Source organism: Aquimarina brevivitae (assembly GCF_004216895.1).
In the GTDB taxonomy this organism is placed as follows: domain Bacteria; phylum Bacteroidota; class Bacteroidia; order Flavobacteriales; family Flavobacteriaceae; genus Aquimarina; species Aquimarina brevivitae.
The window spans coordinates 661,920-678,739 of record NZ_SGXE01000002.1 but is presented as its reverse complement, the minus strand read 5'-3'; the positions used below and the strand labels follow the sequence as shown (position 1 = coordinate 678,739).

Here is a 16,820-nt window from a genome sequence, read left to right as displayed (position 1 = left end):
TGCAATGAAAACAGAATCACTATCACTATATCATATTATTAGAGCCCCAAAAACTACAAAGGAAAAACCACCTGTGTTATTTATGTTCCACGGATATGGAAGTGATGAAAATGATTTGTTTTCTTTTGCTTCAGAACTTCCGGATGAATTATTCATTATTTCAGTAAGAGCTCCTTATCCTATGCAACCCTTTGGTAATGCTTGGTATGCTATTTATTTTGATAATACCAATGGAAAATTTAGTGACGACAAACAAGCGATAGAAAGTAGAGATAAAATTGCCAACTTCATTACTGAAGCTGTAACAGCTTACGATTTAGACCCTAACAATGTAACCTTATTAGGATTTAGTCAGGGTTGTATACTTAGCTATGCGGTAGCCTTATCGTATCCAGAAAAAGTATCTAAGGTAATAGCCTTAAGTGGGTACCTAAACCCAGATATTTTAAAAGACGGATATGCTAGCAACGATTTTTCAAATATTGACATATATTGCTCTCACGGTTCTGTAGATCAAGTGATTCCGGTGCAATGGGCGCGAAAAGCACCTGAGTTTTTAAAGGAACTAGGAATTCATACCACACTAAAAGAGTTTCCTGTTGGACACGGTGTTCATCCTTCCAACTTTTATGAATTTAACAACTGGCTGACAGAAAAAATCTAAAAAACTAAATATGCTGAGCATAAATTAATTAATTCTTAAAATTGTAGTGAGTCATTGTTTATTAGTTGATTTTCAAGTATCTTCAAGGTAATACAAATCCAACTTAAATATTTACTCACTATGAAAAAACTCAGTGTACTTACAGCACTTATTGTAGTATTAAGTGCTTCACTAGTGTCTTGTGAAAAAGACAAAGAAGAAACTCCAACACTTCAAGAAGTTCCTGTTGAAATTCTAAACAAATTAGAACAAGCAGGATTTAATGTCACCGATCAACCCCCAATTGCGTACGAAGAAGGTTATATCGTGGAGGGTGATATCTTTATACCCGAAAAAGATATTCTCAATACAACGATTGGAAAAAGCCTTGACTTGCAATCCAAGCAGTATAGTACCGATAATTTGGTAGCTACCAATGGTAGTAGAACCATTACGGTATATGCTCGCCAAGGTGGTTTTTTTGGCTTTAATTCAGCAACTAGTCAAGGAATTGATTTAGCCATTCAACGCTATAATGCAGAGAATCTAGAATTGAATTTTCAGCGAATCTCCTCCTCTAGTGCTGCAGATATTCGGATTACCAGACTTAATTTCTTTTTAGAATTTTTCGGGGTACTCGGTTCTGCCGGTTTCCCAACCGCTTCAGGTGATCCCTTTGATCAAATTCAGCTTAGTGGAAGACTTACAAACAGTGGTTTTGATGTAAATGGTATCGCTACAATAGTAGCACACGAAATGGGGCACTGTATCGGTTTTAGACATACCGACTATTTCGACCGCAGCGTATCTTGTGGTGGCGCTACTCAAAACGAAGGTGATGGTGGCGTTGGCGCCAATCAAATTCCTGGAACTCCGGCCGGAGCTTCAGTAGAAGATGGTTCTTGGATGCTAGCCTGCTCCGACGGTGGAGATAGACCATTCAACGAAGATGATGTGACGGCTTTAAATTTTCTTTACTAAGTGTATATATTCACGTAATTTAAGTTTTAAAAAGACAGTTCAGTATACTACTGAACTGTTCTTTTTTTAAGCCTTATCTGTATTTATCATTTAGCCCTATACCATCAAAAATTAATGGCGTAATTTTGGTCACCCTACTTACTCTAGTTGTGGGTCGTTTTGCTTCAGCTACATACTCGACAAATTCTTTTTGTTTATAAGGCGTAAATTTTGCAAACGCTTTTTTCAAATCAGCGTTTTTAGTAAAGGCATCCTCTAACTCCTGTGGCATTGTAGTTGTTTTCTGAACCTGGGCTGATTTAATTTCTTTTCCCTCTTTATGTTTTGCGATTGCCTCTTCGATATAAGCACGCACCAAGCCATCTTCTATTTCGTCTAAAGCAGTAAAACGCCATTGCCTAAGAGCTTTTGTTTTACCTTCTTGCGCATTTAACAATTTGTTGAACTTATCTTCTAAAAGAGCACCTTGAAAAAACCAAATCCCTACATATGATTTAAATGCTCCTAGCCCAAGGATGTTCTTTCCGTTCAAAGTGTACACAGGAGCGCCCCATTTGATCGTTTCCTGTAACCCTGAATCCAAAACTAATGAACGAAGCTTCTTAAGTTCAGCTTCCCAATCCTGATGCTTATCTATATATTCTTCAACCATTTTATTCGTATCCATAATAAAGTAACTTTTCAAAAGTTCGTAGCTTAATTCCTTCTAAGGTAAAAAACGCCAACCGCTTTTCACATTAAGATTCGTTTTTATTAATTTTTGTTTATAAATAAATGTAAAAGAATAAACAATTATAATTTTCTTAAAACATTTACCATTATAAAAAGACTATATTTTGCAGTCTATTAAAAAATATGAAATTGATATTACGTATACTTTTATCAAAATTATTTTGTCAAACTCGCCTAAGACCGCTGACTATAATCAGTATTTTTTTACTTATACAGGCTTGTTCACCAAAACTAAAAGATATTGAAGCCCCTATTGAAAACCCAAATATGTTTTCTAATAATGGTAAAGTTGCCCTACCTGAAAAATGGTGGCATTCTTTTGAGGATCCCCAACTCAATCAACTTATTGACGAGGCTTTAGCCAATAATTTTAATTTAACCAGTGCCTGGCATCGTATGATTGCTGCCAATGCCATTAGAAAACGAACTTCTACTAATCTTTTACCTATATTGGATTTAGGTGCGCAAACTGCGGTAAGTAGACCTGAGCCTGATTTTGCAGGTGGAGAAAACACTCAACTTGGTGGAACTGTAAGTTACGAGGTAGATTTATGGGGTAGAATTAGAGCAAGTGTTGATGCCGAAGAATTTAGGGCAAACGCATCTTATTATGATTATCAAGCTATAGCGATGAGTCTTTCTGCAGAAATCGCCAGAACCTGGTTTCAATTAGTAACATTAAAAAAACAATTACAATTAAGTAAAGCTCAAATCAAAACAAATGAAAAAGCTATACGTTTAATTCGAATTCGCTTCGGCGGAGGTCAAATAAAAGGCGTGGATATTTTACGTCAACGTCAACTCCTGGAACAAACTAAAGAGCTCCAAATTATCTATGAAACTAATTTAGCCTTATTAAAAAATCAATTGGCCGTACTAACTGGTGTACCTGCTCAAAATTATGAATTGGAAGTTGCTGAAGAATTACCCGACCTACCTGCTCTTCCACAAACAGGATTACCTTTAGAACTTATACGTAGAAGACCAGATATACTGAGAGAATATAATACTTTACTTGCCTTAGACAGAGATATGGCAGCAGCCGTAGCTAATAAATTTCCGCGATTGTCATTCAATGTTACAGCGCAAGCTCGATCCAATACTTACAGTGAATTATTTAATAATTGGGCCTATACCCTTCGGGGAAATTTATTTGGTCCTTTACTTTATTGGGGTAGGTTGCGCGCTGAAGTAACACGAACTGAAGCCGTGAAAAACGAACAATTGTATCAATATGGTCAAGCAGTACTAACCGCTTTTAGAGAAGTTGAAGATGCTCTAATACAAGAGAAAAATCAGCAAAAACGAATTGATATTTTAACCAATCGTGTTGCTATGGCAGAAAAGGTAAATGATCAACTTCAAATTGAATTTACCAACGGTGGAAGCAATTATTTAGACGTGTTACTATCACTTAGTCAACAACAACAACTACAACGAGATTTACTAGATGCTTTACAAGAGCAGTACGAAATACGTATTGCTTTATATAGAGCGATTGCTGGTGATTTTAAAACTGAACGTGAACAAGCATATGAAGGACCTATTCCTAAAGAAAATTAAAATATGAAGCTAAATAAAAAATCTATAATTATAATATGCATTATTATCTTCATAATCGCCCTAGGTGCGGTTTGGTTAATTTTTTCAACAGAACCTGAAGCTCAAAGCGAAGGTGCTACAAAAAAATCTGCAATGCTAGTCAGCGTTGTAAATGCGGAGAAAGGTAACTTTGTACCTCAATTTTTAGCGACAGGAACGGTTCAACCTGTAGAGGATATTCAACTCAACGCCATCGTTAGTGGTCAAATACTTTATAGATCGTCTGATTTTATTCCTGGAGGAATCGTAAAAAAAGGAGAAACCTTACTTAAAATTGATCCTGCTGACTTTATCAACCAAGTTGAACTTCGCAAAAGTGAACTACTCCAGGCAAAAACAAATTTAGAGCTAGAAATGGGTCGGCAAGTTATAGCCGAACAAGACTTAGCATTAGTAGGTGTTGATTCCTTATCAGACAAACAAAAATCCTTAATACTAAGAAAACCTCAACTCAACGCAGTTAAGGCAACCATACAATCTGCTCAGGCGGCATATGATCAAGCTCAACTTAATTTACAACGAACCACAATTCGTGCGCCTTTTGATGCTCAGGTAATCAGTCAAAACGTCACAGTAGGATCTCTCGTCGGTCCACAAAATAATCTAGGCCGTCTGGTTGGTACAGCTGCATACTGGGTTACTGCCACTATCCCTGTGCATAAATTACAATGGCTTTCATTTGCAGAAAATAATGAAACCGAAACCAATGAAGTTCGTATTAAAAATGTAGCTAATTGGGGCCAAGACAACTTTCGGACAGGTATATTGTATCGACAAATCGGTGCCTTGGAAGAGCAAACTCGTCTGGTACGCGTATTAATTAAAGTAGAAGATCCATTATCAACGCTATCAAAAAACCAAAACAAACCCAAAATGATAATCGGGTCCTTTGTGGAAATAGAATTATCTGGTAAGAAAATTAAAGATGTAGTAAGAATACATAGAGATTATCTGCGCAGTAATCAAACGGTTTGGATTATGGAAGATGGAACCTTACAAATTAAAAATGTTTCCATATTATTATCAGATGCCAACTATGTCTACATAACTGAAGGGCTGTCTGGTAATGAAAAAATTGTGACCACAAATATCAGTACTGTAACCAATGGGGTTCCGCTTCGAACTGAAGAATAGGCCAGCTTAATAGGTAAGTATTATTTAAAACAACTAGTGTGAAAATTGAAGATGTAAATACAGAAAAGAATAATCTAATCAGCTTTATGGCACGCAATGCCGTAGCCTCTAATTTGTTAATGATAGTATTATTGGTCGGAGGAATCTACACTATGTTTACGGTTCAAAAAGAAGTTTTTCCTCAATTTCAATTAGATTTTGTCAATGTCAGTGTAACCTATCCTGGATCCTCACCGGAAGAAGTAGAACAAGGTATTTTACTCCCAGTAGAAGAAGCTATAAGGGGTGTTCAAGGGATTAAAGAGATCACTTCTACTGCTAGAGAAGGTTCAGGTGCTGTTAGTATCGAACTAATTGCAGGAACCAATAGGATGAAAGCGTTTCAGGATATCGATCAGGCAGTAAATAGAATACGTACATTTCCTGATGATATTGAACAACCAGAGGTAGTCTTACAAGCACGACAGCGGGATGTTATGGACATTTCTTTATATGGAAATGTAGATATATGGACGTTACGGACAGTGGCGGAACGTCTTCGAAATAGGTTGTTAAACCAACCTGAAATCACCCAAGTAGAGCTAAATAACGTACCAGAATATGAGACACGAGTTGAAATTTCTCGTACTAATTTGCAAAAATACCAACTTACCCTAGGTCAGGTCGCTGATATTATTGCGGCATCCAGTAACGATGTTCCTGCAGGTGCAGTGGAAACCTCATCAGGCGAAATTATGTTGCGCATGCAAGAGCGAAAACAATGGGCTAAAGAATTTGGAGAAATAACCATTGCCACCTCCCCTTCTGGTGGCCAGCTCAAATTAAGCGATATAGCCACCATAACTGATGGTTTTGAAGAAGTAGGCTTTCATGGTCAATTCAATCAACAAACTGCAGTGAGTATGGAAATATTTAGAGTTGGAGATCAATCTCCTCTGGCTATAGAGGATATTGTTTATGAAATTCTAGATGATTTTCAGTTTCCGCCAAATATCAATCATCGTATCGATAGTAATCGGGCCGAAGACTATAGAGAACGATTATCATTGCTCACAGAAAATGGATTGATGGCCATCGTAATTGTAATGGTTATACTTACGCTATTTTTAGAATACCGCTTAGCTTTTTGGGTGATGATAGGGATGGTTATTTCTTTTATTGGTGGAATGATCTTATTACCAGTTATTGGAGTGAGTATTAATATGATCTCCATGTTCGGTTTTCTTGTAGTGTTAGGAATAGTAGTGGACGACGCCATCGTAGTTGGAGAGAATGTCTATGAGTACAGACAAAAAGGGCTTGGTAGCATGGTAGCTGCTATAAAAGGAACTAAAGATGTATCCAAGCCTGTCTTTTATAGCATTATCACCACAATAATTGCCTTTATTCCTTTACTTTTTATACCTGGTGAAACCGGTAAATTTTGGTGGCCACTACCAGCGGTTGTCATTATAATTTTAGCACTTTCCTTAATTGAAGCAATGTTCATACTTCCTTCGCATTTAGCACATTTAAAAAATAAAGAAAAGAAAGGGCTTGTATTAAAACTTGAAAATGCTCAACAAAAATTTGCGAAAGGATTTAATACTATTATTGATAAATATTATCGTCCTTTTTTGGATAAATGCCTAGAATATAGGTACATCACATTAAGTGCAGCCATTGCTTTATTAATTATGGTTGGAGGATATGGACTGAGCGACCATATGGGAATGATCCTAATGCCTGAGGTAGCTGCCGACGAAATAGAGGCCGGAATACGGTTACCAGTTGGAACTACTCCCGATCAAGCAGCTGTTGTTGCTAAAGAAGTAACAGAAGCTACCCAAAAAATGTTTGATGAATACAATCTTTATGAAGTTGCCGAGGGAATAAAAACCAATGTAAGAGGGCAAAATTTTATCGATGTAGAAATTGTAATGCGTCCACCTGATCAACGCGATATGGGTGCCAGGGAAGTAATTGCGTTATGGAGAGATAATATTGGTGAAATCAGAGGAGTTGATCAAATTACTTTTGAAGCAGAACGTGGACCTGGTGGATATCGACAAGATATCAGTGTTGACCTAAGCCATCCAGATATTGATGTGCTCGAAGCTGCCAGCAAATCATTTCTCGAAACCATGCAAGCCTACAACAATACGAGAGATGTAAGCGATAATTACAATAAAGGTAAAATACAATATGACTTTAAGCTTTTACCCGAGGGTCGTAACCTAGGCTTGACTTCCGATGATGTTGGAAGACAAGTGCGTGATGCTTTTTTTGGAGCATTAGCCATGCGCCAATTAAGAGGCGATAGTGAAGTTGAAATCAGAGTAAAATTACCTTTAGAAGAAAGAAAGGATATTCGCAACTTAGAAGATTTCATTATTAGAACACCACAAGGAACTGAAGTACCTTTACTTTCTGTGGTTACTATAGAAGAACAAGAGGCATTTACTTCAATTAATCGACGTAATGGTAGGCGTGTAGTTAACGTAGGTATGGATATAGAACCTTCAAACGCCGTTAATAGGGTATTAGAGTCTATTACTACTAAAGAACTGCCCAAGCTTAGGGCAGATTATCCAGGATTAACCTGGACATTCGTTGGTAGCCAGGCAGATATGAGAGAATCAACTAGTTCATTATGGGGAACGTTCACCATGGCATTTTTAATTATTTACGCCCTGTTAGCATTAGCATTTAGCAATTATATACAACCGTTAATCGTTTTAACTTCTATTCCCTTTGGCATCGTTGGAGCAGTTATCGGACATATTATATTAGGATATGACCTTTCTTTAGTAAGCTTAATGGGAATGATTGCCTTAGCCGGTGTTGTGGTTAATGACGCTTTAATTATGATTGATTATGCCAATGGGCTACGGGATAAATTATCAACCTATGAAGCTATTCACGAGGCTGGTTTACGCCGATTTAGACCTATAATGCTTACCACGTTAACTACCTTTGGCGGATTAGCTCCTATCATTTTCGAAACCTCTAGTCAAGCTTTTTACTTGATACCAATGGCCATTTCTTTAGGTTTTGGAATCGTATTCGCAACCGCAATAATTCTGGTTATCGTGCCTTGTTTGTATCTAACTTTCGAAGATTTAAAATTATTGGTTAAAAAAGGCAGAACAGTACGAAAAACAGAAGTTGTATAAACAATTACTCTAACTTCAGTTCTGGATTTAAGAAAGTATACTCCTGATCAGAAATGGTTACGGTAATTACATCATCATATAATTTATCTAATATATCGGCATCATTATTTATAACTAAAGGGTTAATTAATAATACCTGCTGTAAGGTTCTAATATAATAGTTTTTCTGATCAAGCTTCACAAGGCTAAAATCACCATGCTTTGAAGATGTCGCACTTAATACTTGGTCCTTTAAAGGAATTTTAGAATTTTCGCTCATTGAAACTAGTACGACTTGTACATTTTCATAACCTTCATATTTCTTGTAGAAGCCAACCATTATATTGAAATTGGAAGTTTTATACTTTACATTAAAAAAATCTCCAGCAATACTATTAAAGGCATTTCCCTTATTATAGAATAAGTAAGGAAAAACACGAAAATAACTGTTTTTATACTTTGCACTTATGGGTACAATACCTTTTGCAAGAAGTTGTTCTTGGGATAGTTCATTGTTATAAGCAGGTTTAGCCTGTTTTGGTTTTACTCCGCAGGATATAAAACATACAAGTAAACTAAAATAAATCCAAAATTTCATTTTAAGGAATTAGATGTGTCAACCAAAAATAAAAAATAAACTGGGAAACGGTTTGCGTTTAAAAAGGAAATAGAATGTGAATGCTTAATAGAAGTAAATCGCAAAATTATAAAACATCAATACTCAGGATAGTGATACCTGAATCAGCCATTGTTATTAGCAATACATCGGATTGATAATGAGGATTATGGGGACAAACCGTCATTACTATCCTGAGTTGATGTCAATGATCTTAAATGTTATAGTTCCTAAATAAGGATGGCTACAAGTAGGTTAATTGATGGAATTTGTATACTGATAATTTAAAAGTATTCCTTGCTTTTTCCACTAACAAATATAACCAAGTACCAAAAGTAAAGACCTAGAAACTAGAATTCGTATAAAAGTAATTAGAAAGCGTAATGTAATTACGGCAAAACGATACAAAATTAAGAGGAAGCCTGCTATTTATTTGAGATATTTCATAAAAAAACCTGTGAATATATCACAGGTTTTTACCTTATCAACAAATCACCTAAGTAAAATATACTTATGCAATTAACTCTTTTACATCCTGTTTGATAAAGGATAATAAAGCATCATTTAATTCGTGCTTATGGGTTACATTCAATCCATGGGGTGCATTCTTAATAATCTTATACGTATTATTCTCTATGTGTTTAGCGGCTTGATCAGCAGATGTTTCTATTGGAACGATATTATCTGCATCTCCGTGGACAATAAGACACGGAACATTAACATTTTTCAATTCAGACCTAAAGTCGGTTTCTGCCCACGCTTTTGCAGCTTGTATGGTAGCTCTTGGCGATGCTTCTGCAGCAATTGTCCAATCATACTCTAGTTGTGCCTGGCTAACTCTATCTTTCAGCTGATCGTAATTGTAAAAGTTTTTATGGAAATCCGTCAAAAAGTCAACTCTATCATTTTGTAAAGCTTTCATAATATTATCCAATTCTTTTTGAGGTACTCCATCTGGATTATCTGGCTTTTGAGCCACAAGCGGAATAATAGAACTTATCAGCGCTACTTTGCTGATATTATCCGTTCCATAATCCGTACAGTAGCGAACGACTTCTCCACCGCCCATTGAAAAACCGACAAGAATTGCGTCCTTTAATTCTAATTTGGTAATTATGGAATGTAGGTCAGATGCTAATGTTGAATAGTCAAATCCATCCCACGGTTCATCGGAGTGCCCAAAGCCTCTACGATCATAGGCAATACAGCGATATCCAGCTTCTACCACAGCCCATATCTGCTGTTCCCATGCTCTATGTGATAGAGGCCAACCATGGATTAAAACGACCGGTTGACCGTGTCCATAATCTTTAAAATAAAGATCTACATTTTGTTCTTTTGTTTCGTGTGTTATAAATGGCATTTTTTCTAGTTTTTTAGTTCTACTTAATATAAAACTTATCAAGTAAATTTTTTTGCTGAAATGCCTCAATGATTAACTCGGATACAAAAAACAATACAACCTATGAATAGATATTGTAAATCTCCAGATCAAAGATTTAGCGTTTGAAAATAAAAGAAACGCCTTTATGAATAAAATAATATCCAATCAAGATTTGAAATAATGAAAAAATAATTTTTAAAGTAGTGTCTGTTCCGCCTCTATCATAATCCACAATAGACTCGATTAGCATGGGAAAGGGGAAAACAATGACACAAAAACCTAAAGCCAGTATTCCAATTACAGTGGCCACAACTTTTAATGCTCTCATTGTGTTACAAAAAATAAAATAGTTAAGTTCGTTAATAACAATTTAGTAACGTTACTATCAACTTTTTATTCTACAAGTAGATTTGATATTTTTTGATTTCCGTAATAATATCCTACAATTAAGCTTAATGCTGAGGCTGAACTATTTTTATTTGTTTAGCAGTCCCTGATTTCCAATCTACGGGAATAATTAACACATTCTTTTCGGCATCATAGCTGTAAGAGCTAGTTTTATTGTTTATCAATAGCTTTAAAGGCACATTTCTTATATTATGAATAATAAGTTTTACACTCCTATCTTGTGATTTATATGCTGAGCCTACTTCCGAAGATAAGACTAGTGATAGTTCATTATTAAGGTTCTCCCCAACGAAATTCAATAACTCATAAGCCCCTTTTTTAAAACCTTCTGGGGTTTTTCCATCATCATGATATAATTGGCCAACTGAATTGACTACCGTATCATCAGGATAATAATGTATAATAAGAGCTTTACTATTATATTCTGTAGTATTCATTATGGGATCAATCATAGGTATGAATGCTCCTCCACGAACATAAACCGGAATTCGATCATCTGTAACTTCTACCCTAGCAAATTGACCACCAGTAAATCGCTCATCAGTATAAAAATCATACCAGTTTGACGTTTCTGGAAATGGCACATCCATAGCTACTACTCCTGGTTTTAAAACAGGTGCAACTAATAGGTCTTCACCCCACAGATAGGCATAACTAAGCTCTAAAAAGTCTGTATTGTTCGGTTCTTCAAAAAACAAAGGTCGCATCAAAGGCATTCCGCTTTGACTATTTTGAAAAGCTAGCGTGTAGTTATACGGTAATAATCGATATCTCAGCTCAATACTCTTTTTAGCATTAGCTTTGGTTTTTGGATCGTGAAAAACAGGTTCAGGTGCAATATGCTCCTGTGCGTGTGGTCTAAAGATAGGCTGAAAAACACCATACTGAAGCCAACGTGTATATAATTCTGAATCAAAGGTTTCTCCTCCGGCAAATCCACCGAGATCAGAGTGCATATAACCTAATCCTTGCACGCCCATAGACAGTGCTATTTGCGGTTGAGGCTGTAATCCTCCCCAGGATCTATTAACATCACCGGACCAGGGGATCATACCATAGCGTTGTGATCCGGAATAACCTGCACGCATTAATATAAAGGGTCTGGTATTCGGAAAATCCTTTTGATAGCCTTCATATACTAATTTTGCCCAATCGTGACCATAAATGTTATGAACTTCACTTGCAGTACCCGTGGCGTGAATTATATCAGATGGATGCACCTCTGGCTCACCTAAATCACCCCACCATCCTGCAACTCCATAATCTTGAGTATATCGTTTGTAAATATCCCAAAACCATTGATTTCCTTTTTCACTATAAATATCGATAAGTCCGGTATTGCCAAAATAAAAATCATAGGTGTAAGCATTGCCTTCTTTGTTCTTTGCCAAAACATCCTTAGCCAGTGCTTCCTGCCATTTTTTGGAAGTCGTTAAAACAAAGGGTTCAGTAATTAGAATCGTTTTGATATGATCATCGCGTAAGTCCTTGATCATTTTCTTAGGATTGGGAAAAGAGTCTTTTACAAACTCAAAATTACCCATATGCCCTTTAATATCTTTTCCAAACCAATAGATGTCTAATATTATAGCGTCTAAAGGAATACTATCTTTCTTAAATTTATCCACCACCTGATAGACTTCTTCTTGAGAGTGATACCCAAATCTACTTGCAAAATTACCCAATGCCCATCTTGGAGGCATAGGCTGTTTTCCTGTTAAGGAGGTGTAAGCATTAACCAAGCCTTTCCAATTGTCTGTAGCAATAACCTGATACGTTTTTCTTCCTCCAAGAGTTTCATAAGTCAAAGTATTATCATTTTGACTATCAATATCTAAATATCCCACGGATGGATTGTCAAAATGAACCGCATAGAGCTTTGAGGAGAGAACCAAAGGAAGATTGAAATTCATTAGCTTTGATTCGGTTTCATAGCCATAATGAGCCTTATTATAAAGTTCATATTTATACCCCCTTCGATTCATTCCTACGACCCTATTCCCAGCCCCGTAAATGACTTCATCTTTAGCAAGCGCAAATTGTAACCCCTCAGTACTATCCGTTTTTATATAACCTCCTTGTTCTTTAAGCAAGGGTTTGCCTTTGTATTCATAACGTATTCCAAAAGGTTCCTTCGTAATAATTGCTTTTATCCCTTTAGTACCATATGAATATCCGTTTTTCCTTGTCTGCAAAAATGCTTTCTGTTTTGGAGTCATAACTACAGCATGAGATGTATCTATAAACGTTTCTCCTTCTGGAACAAAAGAAGTTTCAATGATGTTGTCCGAATAGGTTTTAATCACATAAGTACCGTTATCTCGAGGAATTTCTATAAAACCTTCTTTTTCAATGATAAAACCGTCTTGTTTGCCACAAGAAACCAGAAATAAAGTGAATAAAAATGATAGATAAAGGATTTTGTGTGTGTACATAATGTTCAAAATAAATGAATATCAAATATAAATGAATACGCGTTAATAATACGCATTAACTGTGCATCATATATGTTATCAAAAAAAATAACCATCTAACGGGTAACAAAAGTAGTTGGGATCTGATATACCCATGTAAACGTATCAGGAGATTCCGAAAATCCTTTAAAGAGTAGGTAAAATTAAAACTAGTTAATTATGAAAACTTTACACACAAATTATGTACTTAAGGGACTGGCAGTAATGCTAATAAGCTTTGTTCTTTTTTCTTGCGAAAAAGACGATATCAATTTCCCTGAAGAACCGAACAATGAACAAGTTCTTCAAAAAACAGATGAAAGACCAGACCAAGGCAGTTATTGCGTTAATTATGACAGAGGTTGTGCAGATGATTTAATTGATGACGGATGTAATTTCACTTCGGGTAACGGTAGGGATATGCCAAACCAATATCTGATGGTAGACATGCTTAATGATTGTAGAAGAGAAACCTTACCTAATAACTGTAGTTGGGTGGGCAATACCACAGTTACAACAACTATTGAAGTAGATTTGAATAACTGTTGTTATCCTTTTTACGCCTTAAATTCGAGATTAGACAGTTGGAAAGCACAAGCTCAGGCTGCAAAACCTAATTCCTCCTATCTCATTACTAATTATCAGAGAATAGGTGGATATATGGTGACCTCTTATGGTCCTTATCGTATGAAAATCAGAGTAACCTATAGAAAGAAAATTTGTGCCTTAACACCTATACGCTATATCAAAAAATAAGACGCACATGCAGTTTAATTTAAAAAAAGTAAAACCCCGAAATACTTCGGGGTTTATTAATTTCTAGGATATAAAAATGCTTTGATCACTTCAAAATCTACTACGCCGTCTTCACGAACGTCGAACAGGATGAGAAGTTGTCCCCAATACACTCCATCTGTAAAGTCTGCGATAATCCATTTGTGATTTAACAACCGTATTTTATTTATTGCCATACTTCCTTCCATACCTGCATATGGTACAATGGGATTATCTTCACCAGCTTTATTTTGGCTTAACAATTGATCCACAATTGTACGTTCCAATTTCTGCACATCGTATCCCATTTCTTCTATATAGGCTATAGCTTCTTCATCGCTATCCAATCTAAAATAAGTAAGATCCATATTTAGATTGACAAGAGAATCAATTTTTTGTTGCTTAGCATCAAGTTGATTTTCAAGATTACTAATTTTTGCTGTATAAGACTCCCCTGCCTTCTTAGCATTCATAAATTGAAAAAGTACAAATAGGGCCGTAAAAATGAACAAATACATAAATATCTTTCCCTTCATAATAAAATTATATTGAAATTTTTAAATTATCGTGCGCTAAAAATATATGCTTTGGCAGTTCTTGCTGAACGTCTTCATGAAAACCCATTAGATGACTTATATGCGTCAAATATGCTTTTTCTGGTTTGATCTGCTGAATAAAAGCTATAGCTTCTTCTAAATTGAAATGAGAGTGATGTGGCTCTTTGCGCAGTGCATTTACAACAAGACACTTTACCCCTTTCAATTTCTCCACCTCTTCTGGGGCAATGGTTTTGGCATCCGTGATATAAGCAAAATCACCTAGCCGAAATCCATACACCTGTAATCTATTATGCATTACATTAACAGGGGTCACTTTAACACCTGCTAATACAAAACTTGTATCCTGTATGATATTCTCCGTAACACTTGGTGCACCCGGGTATTTGTTTTCTGAGGCAAAAATATAATCAAATCGCTTTCGTAAAGAATTCAACACGCGTTGATGTGCAAATATGGGAATGTCTCCTTGCCTAAAAAAATAAGGCCTAATATCGTCCATCCCCATGGTATGGTCTGCATGCTCATGAGTAAATAAAATGCCATCAATTTTATGTACGTTATTGGCTAACATTTGTTGCCTAAAATCCGGGCCACAATCTATTACATAAGCGTAGCTATCCCATTCTACCAATACCGAAACTCTTAAGCGCTTATCTTTTGGATCTGTACTACGACACACCGGATGATCGCTTCCTATAACCGGAATACCCTGTGATGTACCTGTACCTAAAAAAGTAACTTCCATACGTTTTATTGACTAATCACAAAAGTAACTATATTTTTTAAGCTTAAAAATGAATAATTAATGTTAAAATTGTTTAATTGATCAATATTTAATAGAAAATTTGCGACCTAATTTTTTATTATCATACAGGTATTAGTACCTTTACAGTAAACAAAAAAAGCCCGATTCACTATGCCTATAACGATCATGGGAGACAAGGAGTTTGAATCTGCCCCCTCCATTAAAAGTAAAGCTTTACGAATAAACCTTAACCAAAATATCTACGGTACTTTTGCAGAAATAGGTGCCGGTCAAGAAACCGTTCGAAATTTCTTTAGAGCCGGTGGAGGCTCTGGTACGATCGCAAAAGCGATGAGTGCCTATGATAAGGATTTTAGTGATGCTATCTACGGTATTGAAGACGACAAACGGTATGTTACTGAATCTCGTCTTAAAAAAATGTTGAAGCACGAGGTAGACTTAATAGAACAAAGAATTACTAGAGAAAAACATCCCAACAAGCTTTTCTTTAGTTATGCAAATACTGTTGCTACCATTGATTTTGCTAAAAAGTACAAAGGACACGGTTGGGTTGGTATTCGCTATCAAACTACTCCTAAAGAAGATTATAATGAAATCATCTTACACGTTAGATTTCATGAAAATGATGCCAGATTACAACAAAACACATTAGGTATATTGGGTGTAAATCTGATTTATGGTGCTTACTATAAATATGATAATCCTAAAAAATTACTTCGTTATCTATACGATCACCTAGATAAAGATCAAATAGAAATCGATACTATAAATTTCTCGGGACCACGTTTTGAAAAGGTAGATAATCGCTTAATGAGTCTGCAATTAGTGAAAAATGGAATGACCGAGGCTGTAATGTTTGGTCCTGATGGAAATAACATATTACCCGCCCGAATTTTATACAAGAAAAACATATTAGCGCTTAGAGGTAGTTTTAGGCCAGTGACCAAGGTAAATATGGATATTTACAAAAAATCGCTCAATATGTTCCTCAACGAAAATAAAGTTGAAAAAGATAGAACTCAAGTAATATTTGAGATAACCCTATCCAACTTACGAGCTGAAGGCGAAATCGATGAACAAGATTTTATGGCACGTGCTAAGCTTTTATGTTCCCTAGGTCAAACGGTAATGATTTCAAACTTCCAGGAGTATTATAAAGTCGTTGAGTATTTCTCTAACTATACCAAAGAACGCATGGCACTGGCTATGGGAGTAAATAACTTAGTAGATATTTTTGATGAAAAATATTACCGCCATCTTAGTGGGGGTATTTTGGAGGCTTTTGGCAAACTGTTCTTTAAAGATTTAAAAGTGTATCTATACCCACTGAAAAATCAAGAAACAGGAGACATTACCGATAGTAATAATCTTAAGGTTCATCCTAGAATGAAAGAACTTTATAAATTCTTCAAGTATAACGGTAAGCTTCAGGATATTACTGATTACGATGCAACGATCATGGATATCTTTTCGAGAGAAGTACTTCAAAAAATTCAGGATGGAGAATCAGATTGGGAATCCATGCTACCAGAAGGTATTGCTGAGCTAATTAAAGAAAATAATCTTTTTGGTTATAAAGAGGCGCAAACCGTATAGTGTAAAGTATTACAATTGTAAAAAGGCATCGTTAAAA

The 16,820-nt window shown here is 35.8% G+C and carries 14 protein-coding genes; 7 read left to right on the top strand and 7 right to left on the bottom strand.

What is annotated here, in order from left to right; all coding sequences use genetic code 11:
* The first annotated feature begins 4 nt into the window (after window positions 1–4).
* Both EV197_RS10730 and EV197_RS10725 read left to right on the top strand, forming a co-directional pair.
* Complete coding sequence (locus EV197_RS10730; protein WP_130286757.1) at window positions 5–664, top strand: alpha/beta hydrolase; 660 nt, start codon at window positions 5–7, stop codon at window positions 662–664.
* Between the two features lie 120 nt (window positions 665–784).
* A complete protein-coding gene (locus tag EV197_RS10725) occupies window positions 785–1,624 on the top strand; it encodes a M57 family metalloprotease (protein WP_130286756.1) in 840 nt (279 codons plus the stop codon).
* Window positions 1,625–1,697: 73 nt separating this feature from the next.
* On the opposite strand, the gene EV197_RS10720 is transcribed toward EV197_RS10725, so the two are convergent.
* Window positions 1,698–2,291, bottom strand: a complete 594-nt coding sequence (locus EV197_RS10720) for a YdeI/OmpD-associated family protein (RefSeq protein WP_130286755.1) — start codon at window positions 2,289–2,291, stop codon at window positions 1,698–1,700.
* Between the two features lie 188 nt (window positions 2,292–2,479).
* Here EV197_RS10720 and EV197_RS10715 point away from each other — a divergent pair, with 188 nt between their 5' ends.
* The 3 genes from EV197_RS10715 to EV197_RS10705 are packed head-to-tail and all read left to right on the top strand — an operon-like array spanning window position 2,480 to window position 8,247.
* Window positions 2,480–3,919: an efflux transporter outer membrane subunit gene (locus tag EV197_RS10715; RefSeq protein WP_130286754.1), complete on the top strand. Its 1,440-nt coding sequence runs from the start codon at window positions 2,480–2,482 to the stop codon at window positions 3,917–3,919.
* A gap of 3 nt (window positions 3,920–3,922) precedes the next feature.
* Window positions 3,923–5,092: an efflux RND transporter periplasmic adaptor subunit gene (locus tag EV197_RS10710; protein ID WP_130286753.1), complete on the top strand. Its 1,170-nt coding sequence runs from the start codon at window positions 3,923–3,925 to the stop codon at window positions 5,090–5,092.
* A gap of 38 nt (window positions 5,093–5,130) precedes the next feature.
* A complete protein-coding gene (locus EV197_RS10705) occupies window positions 5,131–8,247 on the top strand; it encodes an efflux RND transporter permease subunit (RefSeq protein WP_242610719.1) in 3,117 nt (1,038 codons plus the stop codon).
* Window positions 8,248–8,251: 4 nt separating this feature from the next.
* Here EV197_RS10705 and EV197_RS10700 read toward each other — a convergent pair whose 3' ends face one another.
* The 4 genes from EV197_RS10700 to EV197_RS10685 all read right to left on the bottom strand — a co-directional run bounded on the left by EV197_RS10700 (window position 8,252) and on the right by EV197_RS10685 (window position 13,069).
* Window positions 8,252–8,824, bottom strand: a complete 573-nt coding sequence (locus EV197_RS10700; protein ID WP_130286752.1) for a hypothetical protein — start codon at window positions 8,822–8,824, stop codon at window positions 8,252–8,254.
* A gap of 529 nt (window positions 8,825–9,353) precedes the next feature.
* Window positions 9,354–10,205, bottom strand: a complete 852-nt coding sequence (locus EV197_RS10695; protein WP_130286751.1) for an alpha/beta fold hydrolase — start codon at window positions 10,203–10,205, stop codon at window positions 9,354–9,356.
* Between the two features lie 136 nt (window positions 10,206–10,341).
* A complete protein-coding gene (locus tag EV197_RS10690; RefSeq protein ID WP_130286750.1) occupies window positions 10,342–10,554 on the bottom strand; it encodes a hypothetical protein in 213 nt (70 codons plus the stop codon).
* A gap of 124 nt (window positions 10,555–10,678) precedes the next feature.
* Window positions 10,679–13,069 (bottom strand): glycoside hydrolase family 31 protein, encoded by a 2,391-nt coding sequence (locus EV197_RS10685; RefSeq protein WP_130286749.1) that lies wholly within the window; start codon window positions 13,067–13,069, stop codon window positions 10,679–10,681.
* A gap of 198 nt (window positions 13,070–13,267) precedes the next feature.
* On the opposite strand from EV197_RS10685, the gene EV197_RS17070 reads away from it, so the two are divergent.
* Complete coding sequence (locus EV197_RS17070; protein WP_165389045.1) at window positions 13,268–13,843, top strand: hypothetical protein; 576 nt, start codon at window positions 13,268–13,270, stop codon at window positions 13,841–13,843.
* Between the two features lie 56 nt (window positions 13,844–13,899).
* Here the strand turns inward: EV197_RS17070 and EV197_RS10670 are convergent, their stop codons facing one another.
* Window positions 13,900–14,397, bottom strand: a complete 498-nt coding sequence (locus EV197_RS10670; RefSeq protein ID WP_130286746.1) for a hypothetical protein — start codon at window positions 14,395–14,397, stop codon at window positions 13,900–13,902.
* 7 nt (window positions 14,398–14,404) lie between these two features.
* The gene (locus EV197_RS10665; protein ID WP_130286745.1) at window positions 14,405–15,166 is read right to left on the bottom strand and encodes an MBL fold metallo-hydrolase; all 762 of its coding nucleotides are present in this window, start codon (window positions 15,164–15,166) and stop codon (window positions 14,405–14,407) included.
* Window positions 15,167–15,337: 171 nt separating this feature from the next.
* Between EV197_RS10665 and EV197_RS10660 the strand changes: the two genes are divergently transcribed.
* Window positions 15,338–16,783 (top strand): TonB-dependent receptor, encoded by a 1,446-nt coding sequence (locus EV197_RS10660; RefSeq protein WP_130286744.1) that lies wholly within the window; start codon window positions 15,338–15,340, stop codon window positions 16,781–16,783.
* Window positions 16,784–16,820 lie beyond the last annotated feature (37 nt).

Bases quoted from the DNA above. Each gene is read 5' to 3' on its own strand.
- EV197_RS10730 (WP_130286757.1), top strand. From the start codon at position 5: ATGAAAACAGAATCACTATCACTATATCATATTATTAGAGCCCCAAAA.
- EV197_RS10725 (WP_130286756.1), top strand. From the start codon at position 785: ATGAAAAAACTCAGTGTACTTACAGCACTTATTGTAGTATTAAGTGCT.
- EV197_RS10720 (WP_130286755.1), bottom strand. From the start codon at position 2,291: ATGGATACGAATAAAATGGTTGAAGAATATATAGATAAGCATCAGGAT.
- EV197_RS10715 (WP_130286754.1), top strand. From the start codon at position 2,480: ATGAAATTGATATTACGTATACTTTTATCAAAATTATTTTGTCAAACT.
- EV197_RS10710 (WP_130286753.1), top strand. From the start codon at position 3,923: ATGAAGCTAAATAAAAAATCTATAATTATAATATGCATTATTATCTTC.
- EV197_RS10700 (WP_130286752.1), bottom strand. From the start codon at position 8,824: ATGAAATTTTGGATTTATTTTAGTTTACTTGTATGTTTTATATCCTGC.
- EV197_RS10695 (WP_130286751.1), bottom strand. From the start codon at position 10,205: ATGCCATTTATAACACACGAAACAAAAGAACAAAATGTAGATCTTTAT.
- EV197_RS10690 (WP_130286750.1), bottom strand. From the start codon at position 10,554: ATGAGAGCATTAAAAGTTGTGGCCACTGTAATTGGAATACTGGCTTTA.
- EV197_RS10685 (WP_130286749.1), bottom strand. From the start codon at position 13,069: ATGTACACACACAAAATCCTTTATCTATCATTTTTATTCACTTTATTT.
- EV197_RS17070 (WP_165389045.1), top strand. From the start codon at position 13,268: ATGAAAACTTTACACACAAATTATGTACTTAAGGGACTGGCAGTAATG.
- EV197_RS10670 (WP_130286746.1), bottom strand. From the start codon at position 14,397: ATGAAGGGAAAGATATTTATGTATTTGTTCATTTTTACGGCCCTATTT.
- EV197_RS10665 (WP_130286745.1), bottom strand. From the start codon at position 15,166: ATGGAAGTTACTTTTTTAGGTACAGGTACATCACAGGGTATTCCGGTT.
- EV197_RS10660 (WP_130286744.1), top strand. From the start codon at position 15,338: ATGCCTATAACGATCATGGGAGACAAGGAGTTTGAATCTGCCCCCTCC.